Raw genomic sequence first — 12,773 nt, forward strand, 5'->3', positions numbered from 1 at the left:
TAAACGCAAAAAAGGCAGGACATTCATCCTGCCTTTTGGCGTTTTAGCAAAGACTGGCATTAAAAGTCAGGCTTTGCGGGAGACGTGTTCGGCGGCTGCACGGTTGGCTTTTGCGACGGAATCTGCCAGCGTTTTCCCTTGCAAGAGTGATGTGCACAACGTGCCCATAAAGCAGTCACCGGCACCGTGGGTACTGACCAGCTCTATTTTTTCGGCGGGCATCGACTGGCTGCGTCCGCCGGCTGCACACCAGGCCACACCGTGTTCACCCGCCGTCACGATAACAGCCGGAGAATGCTGGCTCAGTAATTCGGCTGCCACGCAAGCATCGGACAAATCATTGACCGGAATACCGCTCAGATCACGGGCTTCGACGCCATTCACCACCAGCAAATCGACAGCAGACTGCATCTCAGCACAAAGTGTCCGCGCCGGTGCGGCATTCAGACAAACGCGGATCCCGCGCTGTTTCGCCTGTTTCGCTGCCGCCAGATTCACCGCCTCCGGCACCTCATTTTGTAACAACAGCATGTCAACCTGCTGCCACAAGGCATCATCATCAAACTGCGCGGCGTCAATGTGGTTGTTTGCATTGGAAACGACCACTGCGCCGTAATCCCCTTCTGCATCCATCAGCGCCACGCTCATGCCGGAAGGTACGCTTTCATTAACCGCGATAAAGCTGCTGTCGACCGCGTTTTCATTTAGCACACCACGCAGGAATTCCCCCTGCGTATCGGCGCCCACGGCACCGGCAAAACGAACACCGGCGCCCGCTCTGGCAGCGGCAACGGCCTGATTCCCGCCCTTGCCGCCGAATTTATATGAACATCCGCTGCCGATCACCGTTTCGCCTTTTTCCGGACGATGATGCGCGTGGATAACGATGTCATAATGAAGGCTGCCCGTGACTAAAATTTTACCCATTTTAGTATTCCCGAAGGTCCTGAACCGCCTGCTGGGTTTTCATCAGGTTCTTTTCTGCCGTTTTCAGATCCTTCTGGGCAATCGCCACAAATAAGGCATCCAGAATATTCAGCTGAGCGATCCGCGACGCAGCATTTTCCCCGAGCAAGTGCGATCCCTGAGAGGTTGAATTGAGAACCACATGCGCATTGCGCGCAATGGGCGACTCGGCGTAATTGGTGATGGCGATCACTTTGGCGCCATTGCGCGCCGCCAGTTTGATCGGATCATTCACCGCGCGGGTGGCACCGGAATGGCTGATCGCCACCACCGCATCATCGTCCGATAAGACCGCTGCCGACATCAGCATGATATGCGCATCATCGTAGACCGTCGTTTTAATGCCAATTTTCAGCAATTTATGCGACAAATCTCTGGCGACGGCAGCAGAGCCGCCGACAGCATATAAATCGATGTGCCTGGCTTTAAATAAAATGTCAGCAGCCCGGTTAAATTCCGAAACATCGACAATAGATAATGTTTCTTCTATTGCCTGAATAGAGGTACGGAATACTTTTTCAAGTAATTGTTCCGACGAGTCTCCCGGCTCAATTTCCGCATGTAAATTTGCCACTTCAGAATAGTTGTAATAAATCAAACTGCTTCTGAAATCTCTGAATCCTGAAAAGTTTAATTTTTTGGTCAGTTTAACAATCATCGCCTCAGAAACATTATTTTCCAGCGCAATTTCTTTTAATGAAGTTTGCTCAGAAAAATCATTTTTAGACGTAATCGCTTCGACGACTTTTCTTTCCAGCGGCGTCAGATGTGGCAATTTCATACGAATTTGAGCACCAATGGCTCGCGGATCCTGATTCATTACTTGCCTCGTGTCGCTCTGTCAATCAACATCGCTATGATAATAATAAGGCCAGTAGCAAGCAATTGATAAAACGCCTGAATATTGAGAAGTGTCAGCCCATTACGCAATGAACCTAAAATAACCGCGCCAATCAGTGTGCCGATCACACTGCCTTTCCCGCCCATCAGCGAAGCCCCGCCAATTGCCGCCGCAGCAATAGCATCCAGCTCCCATAAATTCCCCATGGTCGGTTCAGCGGCACCCAGGCGACCAATCAAGATCAGTGAGGCTAAAGAGGCCAGCACACCGGAGATCACAAAGACCGTGACCTTGGTTCTTTTGACCGGAACCCCCGCGACTCGTGCGGCTTCTTCGTTACCGCCCACGGCCAGAATATATTCCCCCAGCGGCGTTTTGTTCATCACCGTCCAGAGTATCGCCGCGATAGCAATAACAATCACGATTGGTGCCGGAACCCCGAAAATCGTGCTGTTAATGACGGTGCGAAACTCCACCGGGATACCAAAAATCGGGTTACCGTTGGTAAAAATCAGCGCCAGCGCGCGGAACAGCGAGAGTCCGCCGAGGGTGACGATAAACGGCTGTAAACCGGCATACGCGACCAGCATGCCGCTGAACACGCCGCACAGTGCGCCGACACCCAGCGTCGCCATTATTGCCAGTGGAACCGGGACGCCGGACACCATCAGCGTGGCACCCAGCACCGCCGAAAGTGCCGCCGTCGGCCCGACGGAGAGATCGATACCGCCGGAAATAATGATCAGCGTCATACCCAGCGCAATAATTCCGTTGATGGAGGACTGCTGTAATATATTGAGTAAATTAGGGACGGTAAAAAATACCGGCGACAAAAAAGAGAAGGTGATCACAATAATCACTAAGCCAATCAGCGTACCGGCATCGCGTACGTTGAATTTAAATAATGCCGAAGGCATAACCTTGGGCTGAACATTACCTTGAGTCGTCATAATAATGGCCTTTAATCTTTGTAGGTGTCGGAGAAATAGTTTTCAGACCGCTTAATTCACATCGTTAATCGCATAACGGGCAATGTTTTCTTCAGTAATCTCATCACCGTTAAGTTCTTTTGTGATTTTCCCTTCACGCATCACCAGGACTCTGTCTGAGATACGAATTATTTCCGGCATCTCGGAAGAAACCACCACAATGGCTTTTCCCTGCTGCGCCAGTTTTTCTATCAGATTATAAATCTCAGACTTTGCTCCGATATCAATTCCCCGGGTTGGCTCGTCAAAAAGAAAGACTTTATTGTCCGCTGCGACCCAGCGACCAATAATGACTTTTTGCTGGTTTCCGCCGCTGAGTGTTCCAATGGGTTTTTCTATGTTAAGCGGACGCAACCGCAGATCGGTCATCACGTCCAGCGCCGTTTTATCCAACTGATTTCTTTTCAGCAAACCGTATCGGGTAAATCGCCCCATTGACGGCAACGCCATATTCATTTTGACTGCGCGCTCTTTAATGATGCCCTCTTTTTTACGATCTTCCGGCACCAGTCCGATCCCGGCGCGGATAGCAGAACTGACATTGTGATTTTTCACCGCGACGCCTTCCACCTCAATGCTGCCGCCGGTTTTGGCATCAATGCCGGCGATGAGTTTCAGCAACTCTGTACGCCCGGAACCGACCAGTCCGGCAATTCCCAGCACTTCACCTGCTCCGACGGAAAAAGTCGCCGACCGCACGGCATTATCACGACTCAATCCTTCGACGCGCAGCACTTCCCTGCCGGTCGCATAAGAGTGATGGTGCACTTTTTCGATTTTGCGTCCGACCATTTTGGTGACAATAGTTTCTTCGGTTTCATCGCAGATATTGACCACGCCGACCTGTTTACCATCACGTAAGATCGTCGCCCGATCGCAAACTTTGAAAATCTCGTTCATTTTGTGTGAGACATAAATCAGCGACACATTCATCGATTTGAGATCTGAAATCAGCTCTGCCAGGCGCTCAAACTCCGTCGGCGTCAGGCTGGAAGTCGGTTCATCCATTGCAATGATCTTCGCTTCATCCAGCAAAGCGCGGGCGATTTCAACGATCTGTTGCTGAGATACTTTCAGGTTCTTGATCGGCTCATCGGGATCAATACTGGGATCAAGACGACGCAGGATCGCCACTGCCCTTTTGTACTGAGCCTTTCTGTCGACAAACAACCCTTTGAGTTTCGTTAACGGGCGGCCAAGAAACATATTCTGTGCCACGGAGAGTTCAGGAACGTGCTGCAATTCCTGATGGATCATCGCGATACCGGCATGACGGGCAGACAGCGGATTCTTCATCTGAATAACCTGCCCTTCCACCAGAATTTCACCGGAATCTGCCGCCCGCACACCGGACAAAATATTCAGCAGTGTCGATTTTCCCGCGCCATTTTCTCCAATCAGCGCATGGACTTCGCCCGGCCTCACAGAGAAATCAACGCCCTGAACTGCTGCCACGCCGCTGTAGCTTTTGCTGATGCCGCGCATCGTCAAACTGTACTGTTCCATACACTCTCCTGACCCGTTTTCACACGTCTGACTTATTGTTGCTGAGCCAGCAGCTGGCGCAGTTTCGCGTTATCTTTGGTGGAGAACGCATCAGCATTGTCCTGGGTAATCAGCGCCTGTGGAGTGGAGACCACGCGGGAGATTTTCTGTCCGTTAATCAGGCGTACGACCACTTCCATCGCCACTTCCCCTGTAAGCACCGGGAAGCTGTCCACCGTGCCGGTCAGCTCGCCACGCTTGATGGAAGCATAAGCATCGGAGATACCGTCAGTGCCAAATACCGCCACCTGTTTGGATTTTCCGGCAGCCGCCACGGCTTCAACCACACCGAGTGCCATGCCATCGTTGTTGGCGTAGAACCCAATCAGATCAGGATGTTGCTGTAAAATTGTCGCCGCTGCGTTATAGGCATTTTCACGGCTCCAGTTGGCCGGAACGCTGGCGACTACGGTGAATTTCCCGCTGGTCTGAATCGTTTCTTTGAAGCCTCTGGTACGCTGCGCCGCGGCATACACCCCCGGCTGGCCTTCGATGACGGCCACTTTGCCGCCTTCAGGATGTTTTTTGATAAACCAGTTGGCGACGCGTACGCCGTTGTCTTTCTGTACGTTACCGACGTAATGCGCCGCATTCGGCATCACCGCATCATTCACGTTAACGACAGCAATGCCTTTGCTTTTAGCCGATTCGTACGCCGGTTGCAGGTTGGCGTCAGTTTGCGGCGACACCAGCAAACCGTTGAAGCCCTGTGAAATGAGAGTTTCGGCGATAGACAGCTGACCGAGCTGGTCGTCTTCGTTAGCCGCAGCCTGATATTCGACGGTGATGCCGTGCTTATCACCGAATTCCTTATATCCCTGGCCGAGTGAGCGCCAGTATTCATTGGTCAGCGTTTTAGACACACCGCCGATTTTGAGGGATTTGTCGATTGCCGGCAGCGGGCCATATTTGGCCGTGAGTTGCGTCCAGTCAGTGCGATCCGATTCGGTATCGGATTGCAACGGTGGCAGATCGGCGGCATAAACGCTGGTGCAAAGCAGTGTAGAGGTGAGTACAGACAGTAAGAGTTTTTTCATCATCTGGCCTTCGATTGTTATTTTTATGGTGTCACAGCGACACGCGCTGTGGCGGGTCGCTTTACTGCGCCAACATCACGTCGTTGACGATTTGCTGTGTGGCTACGGCGTCCTGCCTGCTGATGGCTTCATTCAGCGCCGGGTTATTCTCGAGTTTTTCGCAAAGTTTGAGTAAACGGATCACGGTCGCGATATTGGTTTCTGCTTCACGCACCGGATCCAATCCGCTGGCGTCCGGGAAGGTATCGAAGTAATACGCGCCTTTATAGCCGTCGCGTTTCATCTGCAACAGGAATTCCAGCGTGGCACGCGGGTTGACGGAGCCGACCATCAGGCCGTCGTCGCGTTTGCCCCAGCCGTCATTGAGATCGAGCCCCAGCAAACGCGAACGGCGGGCTACCATCGCCGCTGCAAACGCCGGTACTTCGTTGGCAAACAACACATGCGCGAAATCCAGTGTGATACCTAAGTTCTTGCAACCGGCTTCTTCAACCGCCAGCAGACAGGTAGTGGCATTTGGGAAAATGCTGTAAGCGCGTGGTTCGTTGGGTTTGTATTCAATGCTGACGTCGATATCCGGGGCGTATTCCGCCACTTCACGCACAGCGCTGACTGCGTCTTCCCAGATTTTTTTGTAGTCAGCCTGGAAACAGTAATCAAAGCCATCCTGTCCCATCCACAACGTCATAATGCTGGCACCAAACTCACGACCGGCGTCGATCCCGCGTTTGGTCAATTCAATCGCCTGACGACGAATTTTTGGATCCGGGTGAGTAAACGCGCCGATTTTAAATTCCGGAGCATCCCAGCGCATTTGCATCCCGTTCACCGCCAGCCCGACTTCTTCGATTTTCTGGCGCATCACAGTGATATCGCCGGTCATGTGCTGCGGATAATTCAGGTCCAGATGCGTCAATCCTTTAACCGTAGCTGCACGTTCGATCATTTGCAGCACTGAAGGTTTGCCTTTCTGTTCAGGCCAGTAAAGATGTGCCCCCGACGCAAACGAGTTCAGACGTGTGGCAAATTTAAGTTCTGACATGGGATGTCCTTTGTAAACTGATTCGTGATGTACTTTCCTTCTTCACTTTATTTTGTGAAGTAGTGCATTACTATCACCCACGGATAAAAGCCGCAAGATCCCCTGGTGGAATTGTGATCAGATTTGGGAGGCGTTTCACGAAATTTAGAGAAAGCGCGGCGGACGTTACAAGGAGCAGCGGGTTGGTTTAGGAAGGCCTTTAATTTCGCGCTGAAATAAACAGGGGCGTCCTTTCGCCCCGACAAACCTCTGTTTTTTGTGACGGGTCTCAAGTTTTTCCCTTCCCTGCCGATAACTAAAACTTAAGATTCCTTCCAGGGAAATGCTCATGCTTAAGACCATCCGTTCGCGCATTATCACGGCCTGTATCGTCATCGTGGCCTGTTCGCTGATTATCAATACCTTCCTGAGTTATACCGTTGCCAACAAGTACAACAGTCAGGCGACAGACAGCACGCTGAACGCGCTGACGGCCAGCCACACGCGAGGGATCAGCGATTGGGTAAGCTCGAAAACAGGGATGATCGTTTCACTGCAACAGATCGCGATGTCAGAAGATCCGATCCCGGTTCTCAAGCAGATCGCCAGTGCAGGTGGGTTTACCAACGTGTATGTCGGTTATGCAAACCGCACCGCGAAGTTCTCCGATCCGACCGGTGTGCCTGCGGATTACGATCCGACCGGCCGCCCGTGGTACAAGCAGGCTGAAGCCGCCGGACATCCGGTGGCCACACCGCCTTATATTGATGCCGGTAGCGGGAAACTGGTGGTCACTTTCGCCGTACCGGTGATGGAAGCAGGCACGCTGAAAGCGGTTGTGGCGGGCGATGTCTCGATGGACAGCGTCGTGAGCAACGTTAATACCATTCATCCGACGCCAGGCAGTTTCGGCATGCTGGTGGATAAATCCGGTGTGATCATCGCGCATCCGGATACCAGCCTGGCACTGAAGCCGATTACCGCACTGGCGGAAGGGGTGAATTTGCAGGATGTGTTTGCCGCCAATGCACCGGTGGATATCCGTCTGAACGGTACGGTCAAGCGCGTCCGTGCGATGCCGGTAGCAGGCACGGAATGGTTCACGCTGGTGGCGCAGGATAAGAAAGAGTCCACTGCGGGTATGCGATCCCTGCTGACCTCGTCGGTGATTACGCTGATTGTGATCGTGCTGATTTCAGCCGTCGTCATCGGGCTGATTATCAGCAAATCGTTCCACCGCCTGTCGGTGGTGCGCGATACGCTCAATGCGATCAGTTCCGGTGAGGATGATCTGACGCAGCGCCTGCCGGCTGACGGACATGATGAAGTGACGCAAATCGCGCACGCCTTCAACACCTTCGTCGACAAGCTCAGCAAGGTGATGTCTGAAATCCGCACCACCAGTGAATCCGTTAAAATCGCGGCCGATGAAATCGCCGCAGGGAATAACGATTTGTCCGGTCGTACAGACTCTGCCGCGGCCAGCCTGCAACAAACCGCCGCATCCCTTGAGCAGATCACGGCGACGGTTTCCCAGTCGGCCAGTTCGGCGAAACAAGCATCCGAAACCGCCAAATCCGCTTCTGCGGCGGCCATACGCGGTGACGAAGTGGTGACTAAAGTCATTAAAACGATGGAAAGCATCGAAACCGCGTCATCGAAAATCGGAGACATTACCAGTGTGATCGACGGTATTGCCTTCCAGACCAACATTCTGGCACTGAACGCCGCAGTCGAAGCCGCGCGCGCAGGTGAACAGGGGCGCGGTTTTGCGGTCGTCGCCAGCGAAGTGCGCAGCCTCGCACAACGCAGTGCGCAGGCGGCGAAAGAGATCAAAGTGCTTATCGAATCAACGGTGAGCAGCGTGGCGTCCGGCTCAGCGCAGGTGCGCCTCGCCAGCGACAGCATGAGCGAAATCGTCAGCAACGTATCGAACGTCAGCAGTGTCATGCTGGAAATCACCCATGCATCTGAAGAGCAGATGCTGAGTATTAACGAAATCAACCGTGCCATTACCCAGCTCGACGGCATGGTGCAGCAGAACGCAGCGATGGTTCAGGAATCCACGGGGGCGGCGTCGGCGTTGCAGGAACAAGCCACCGGTCTGGCGGTTGCCGTCGGGCATTTCCGGGTCTGATCGCGCCGCCTGAGTAAGATGTTCATCACAGCGCCCGGACTTTATCCTCCGGGCGTTTTTTGCTTTACTTCATCGCCTCCTCACGTATTTTCCGCCGACCTCAGATTTTGTAATGTCTGTTTTATGCTAGGATTTAGACAAGAATATATAAAAACAGCATGTCACCTTTGAGGAGCAATGAATGAAGTATCCCGTTAACTTTCGATGGGCTCAAAAACATGAGGATTATTGTTTACGCCATAAGATCCATCTTAAATTCCCGGAAATAGTGAAAGGAATATATAAAAAGAGAAATATATTCCTTTTAAAAAAAGGGGAGAGAATAAAATTCACCGAGGATGTTTGGGTTGAAGAGCATGCCTCAATGCCGCGAAAAAGTTTCTGTTCAATGGGCGCGTATTCTTACGCGTGCAGTAAATTACCCAATAACCTCAAAACTGGCAGATTTTGCAGCCTGGCAGCAGGAGTGCGGGTTATGGGGCCGCAACATCCCATACACCGGTTTACGACCAGCCCGCTGACGTATCATGATTTCTTCCCCAAAGTGGCGCAGGAACAATTCGGAGAAACGCTGAATATTGCCGGGTTCAACTATATGCCGGAGGCGACGGTATTAGGTCATGATGTTTGGGTGGGCGAACACGCCGTATTAAAAGGCGGCATCACTATCGGCAATGGCGCAATTATTGCCGCCAATGCCGTCGTCACGTCTGATGTTCCTCCGTACGCGATTGTCGCGGGCATTCCGGCCAGAGTGATTAAATACCGGTTTGAGAAGAGTATTATTAATCGTTTACAATCTATTCAATGGTGGAATTATAAAATTACTGATTTACCCGACTTCGCAGCGGCTGATGATATTGTGAAATTCGCCGATGAGATGGAAGATAAAATACGCCGGAAGGTCATCAGCGAACATCACTATAAAGTGGTGAATATTGCGCAAGAGCTGGCAGAAATATAAAAAACCAGACCGGACAATGCGTAACGCCTCTGTTGTCCGGTCCGGAATGCCATGAAAAATGCGATCAGGCTTTCAGTTCGCGCTCCACCAGCGTGGTCAGCACACCGATGCCGAGCGGAATAATGTCGTCATTAAAGTCGTAGCGCGGGCTATGCAGTGAGTCAGAAGGTGTGGCGCCATCGGCACCCAGCCAGAAATAGGCTCCCGGACAGGCTTCCAGCAGATAAGCAAAATCTTCTGCAGCCATCGACGGTGCATTATTGAAATGCACTTTCTGAATACCCGGCGTGTTTTTCGCCGCGTCGCGCACAATCTCTGCCTGCGCTGCATGGTTCTGCGTGACCGGATAACCCAATTCCCAGCGCACTTCCCCTTTCACACCGTACGGTAACGGCACCGCATGGACGTATTCTTCAATCAGCCGCCAGCAGGTCTCACGGGTTTTGTTGCTCAGGCAACGCAGCGTGCCCGACATATGCAGCGTTTCAGGAATGACGTTAATGGCTTCGCCCGCATGAAGTTGCGTCAGGCTGATCACCGTTTGTTCCAGCGGCGACAGGCGGCGCGAAATCAGGCTTTGCAATGACAAAATCAGCTGCGCGCCAGCCACCACGGGATCCGCACCCCGTTCCGGCATCGCCGCGTGACAACCTTTGCCGGTCAGGGTGATATAGAAGTTATCCTGCGACGCCATCATCGGCCCCTCGCTGACCGCCACCTCGCCAACCGGCAGTCCCGGCCAGTTATGCAGCGCGTAAACCGCCTGCATCGGAAAACGGTCAAACAGCCCTTCTTTCACCATCATTTCGCCACCGCCTAAGTTTTCTTCAGCAGGCTGAAAGATGAAATGGACAGTGCCGCGAAAATGACGGTTCTCACTCAGGTGTTTTGCCGCGCCCAGCAAAATGGAGGTGTGACCATCGTGCCCGCAGGCATGCATCAGGCCCGGGTTTTGTGACTGGTGCTCGAATTCATTCAGTTCTTGAATGGGTAGTGCGTCGATATCTGCACGCAGTCCGATTGAAGGGCCTTCGCCGTTTCGCAGTGTGGCAATAACGCCGGTTTCGGCAATGCCCGTGTGCACTTCAAGACCAAAAGACAGTAGCAGTTCACTGATTATTTTTGCGGTGCCATGCTCATTCAGACCCAGTTCAGGTCGCCTGTGAAAGTCGCGACGCCACTGCTTCGCCTGCTCGATAATCTGTCCGGAAATGACCGCCATAAACCCTCTGTGCTGTTCTGAATTCAACACGGTGAAATGCTCTCACCGGCACGTTACTGCTCCAAAGTATCACATCCCGCAGTGAACCGATAAACGGGAAATCGGCTTCCTTTGCCCTTTATCGTGAGTGAGATTTCGGCGGTGACCACACTTTCGGAATTTACCCAATATTGGCTGAACCCTTCACTATTGCCTGAATGAAAAAACCGCGCCGGATCGGTGTTTTTCCCGCCATTACATCCTTTGGAAAAGACTAAGTCCGATTTTCCCCGCTTACGCATCAAAATTTAACTTAGGCCGGACTATTCTATATCGCAATTAAAAAACCTTCTTTCTACATAAATATTACATTGATAGTAATTCAACAATAAAATTAACCTTTGTTATTTATCTTCGCACGGGAATAATAACCAGGAAATAAATTTCTCTGGAAAGAATATTAAATTATCTGCATAGTTATTATTGCTACTCAGAGTGTTTCCAGAGGATTTACATGCGCGTAAACATGCCTATATCACAGCGGGAATATAAGTTAGATCCCGGCACCACGTTAATGTCCACAACTGATGTCAACAGCCATATTATTTATGCCAACTCAGCGTTTATAAACGTCAGCGGATTCTCTGAGGATGAGCTGACCTTCAGGCCACACAATCTGGTACGCCATCCTGATATGCCGGTCGAAGCCTTTGCCGACATGTGGTTTACCTTGCAGCAAGGCGACAGCTGGACAGGGCTGGTGAAGAACCGGCGTAAAAATGGCGATCACTATTGGGTACGCGCGAACGTCACGCCGGTCTATCACCTGGATAAACTCACCGGCTATATCTCCGTACGAAATACCCCCGCTGAACAGGAAGTGAAAGCCGCTGAAGAATTATACAAACAGGTAAAAGAGAAAAGCACAGGTCGTCGTAAATTTTATAAAGGCCTGGTGATACACACGGGGTTATTTTCATTTTTATCCCTGTTGCAAAAACTTCCCGTTAGCTGGCGATTACGTTTGCCGCTATTTATTTCTGCCCTTTTCCCACTCTTATTTTCTCTGGCAGGAATAAACCTGACCGAAAGCGCGATCGTTACCGTTATTCTTTTGCTGGCTGCCGATCTTTTCCTGCAATCGCAAATCCGCAATCCGATAAAAACCATTCTGGCGCAGGCGCAACAGGTGGTTTCCGGTAAAAAAGCCGCTTACGTTCATTTTAACCGTGTTGATGAAATTGGTTTGCTGATGCGTTCTGTTAACCAGTTTGGCCTGAATCTGCATTCTCTGGTCGAAGATGTGGGCACGCAGGTTGGCGGGATCGCCCATATCAGTGAGCTCATGGCAAAAAACAGCACTGCCCTGAGCGCCCGTACGGAAGAAACGGCAACTCACCTTCAGCAGACCGCCGCCGCGATTGAAGAAATTACCGGCGCCGTGGAGCAAAGTTCAGACACGGTGGTGCAGGCCAGCAAACTGGCTGACAGCGCGACGACCGTGGCGCAGAAAGGCGGAAAAATCATGCAGGAAACCATCGGTATGATGCAGTCGATTTCCCACGCCAGCAGCAAAGTTGTGGACATCATTTCGGTTATCGACAGCATTGCCTTCCAGACCAATATTCTGGCGCTGAATGCGGCCGTGGAAGCGGCAAGAGCCGGTACTGAAGGCCGCGGATTTGCCGTGGTTGCCGCCGAGGTTCGCGTGCTGGCACAGCGTTCCGCCACCGCCGCTAAAGAGATCAAAACCCTGATCGAAACGAATATGCACAGCGTCGAAACCGGCGGGCATATGGTTGAAAATGCCGGGAAGCAGATCAGTGAAATTATTGCTGAAGTCGTGCAGATGTCCGGACTGATTAAAGAGATCAGCCATGCCACTCATGAACAAACGTCGGCGCTGACGCTGATCAACACCTCGCTGGCGCAGATTGAAACCATGACACAAAACAACGCCGGGATGGTTGCCCAGTCGTCGGAATCCTCAGAGAGGCTCAATTATCAGGCTACCCGCCTGAGAAACGCGATTGATGTGTACGGCGGACAGATGACGAAAAGATAAACCCGCA

Annotated in this window: 10 protein-coding genes; 3 read left to right on the forward strand and 7 right to left on the reverse strand. The window is 51.9% G+C overall.

Annotated features, from left to right (window positions below; translation table 11 throughout):
- Nucleotides 1-66 precede the first annotated feature (66 nt).
- The 6 genes from EX31_RS20755 to EX31_RS20780 form a co-directional block, all read right to left on the reverse strand.
- Complete coding sequence (locus EX31_RS20755; RefSeq protein WP_013574319.1) at nt 67-927, reverse strand: ribokinase; 861 nt, start codon at nt 925-927, stop codon at nt 67-69.
- A 1-nt stretch (nt 928) separates the two neighbouring features.
- Complete coding sequence (locus EX31_RS20760) at nt 929-1,786, reverse strand: MurR/RpiR family transcriptional regulator (RefSeq protein WP_013574318.1); 858 nt, start codon at nt 1,784-1,786, stop codon at nt 929-931.
- Nucleotides 1,786-2,757, reverse strand: coding sequence for an ABC transporter permease (locus EX31_RS20765; RefSeq protein ID WP_037036453.1), 972 nt, complete (start codon nt 2,755-2,757; stop codon nt 1,786-1,788). The genes EX31_RS20760 and EX31_RS20765 overlap by 1 nt, the downstream gene beginning before the upstream one ends.
- 51 nt (nt 2,758-2,808) lie before the next feature.
- Nucleotides 2,809-4,302 (reverse strand): sugar ABC transporter ATP-binding protein, encoded by a 1,494-nt coding sequence (locus tag EX31_RS20770; protein ID WP_037036454.1) that lies wholly within the window; start codon nt 4,300-4,302, stop codon nt 2,809-2,811.
- 32 nt (nt 4,303-4,334) lie between these two features.
- Entirely contained in the window at nt 4,335-5,378 is a 1,044-nt protein-coding gene (locus EX31_RS20775; RefSeq protein WP_037036455.1) for a sugar ABC transporter substrate-binding protein, read from the reverse strand.
- Nucleotides 5,379-5,439: 61 nt separating this feature from the next.
- Complete coding sequence (locus EX31_RS20780) at nt 5,440-6,420, reverse strand: TIM barrel protein (RefSeq protein ID WP_037036457.1); 981 nt, start codon at nt 6,418-6,420, stop codon at nt 5,440-5,442.
- Between the two features lie 328 nt (nt 6,421-6,748).
- Between EX31_RS20780 and EX31_RS20785 the strand changes: the two genes are divergently transcribed.
- Entirely contained in the window at nt 6,749-8,536 is a 1,788-nt protein-coding gene (locus tag EX31_RS20785) for a methyl-accepting chemotaxis protein (RefSeq protein WP_037036459.1), read from the forward strand.
- 181 nt (nt 8,537-8,717) lie between these two features.
- Nucleotides 8,718-9,500 carry a CatB-related O-acetyltransferase gene (locus EX31_RS20790; protein WP_037036460.1) on the forward strand — a complete coding sequence of 261 codons (783 nt, stop codon included), beginning with the start codon at nt 8,718-8,720 and terminating at the stop codon, nt 9,498-9,500.
- 64 nt (nt 9,501-9,564) lie between these two features.
- Here EX31_RS20790 and EX31_RS20795 read toward each other — a convergent pair whose 3' ends face one another.
- Nucleotides 9,565-10,722, reverse strand: a complete 1,158-nt coding sequence (locus tag EX31_RS20795) for a M20 aminoacylase family protein (protein ID WP_037036462.1) — start codon at nt 10,720-10,722, stop codon at nt 9,565-9,567.
- Nucleotides 10,723-11,215: 493 nt separating this feature from the next.
- Between EX31_RS20795 and EX31_RS20800 the strand changes: the two genes are divergently transcribed.
- The gene (locus EX31_RS20800) at nt 11,216-12,766 is read left to right on the forward strand and encodes a methyl-accepting chemotaxis protein (protein WP_037036464.1); all 1,551 of its coding nucleotides are present in this window, start codon (nt 11,216-11,218) and stop codon (nt 12,764-12,766) included.
- Nucleotides 12,767-12,773: the final 7 nt, after the last annotated feature.

The sequence above is a fragment of the Rahnella sp. WP5 genome (assembly GCF_000745615.1).
GTDB lineage: Bacteria > Pseudomonadota > Gammaproteobacteria > Enterobacterales > Enterobacteriaceae > Rahnella > Rahnella aceris.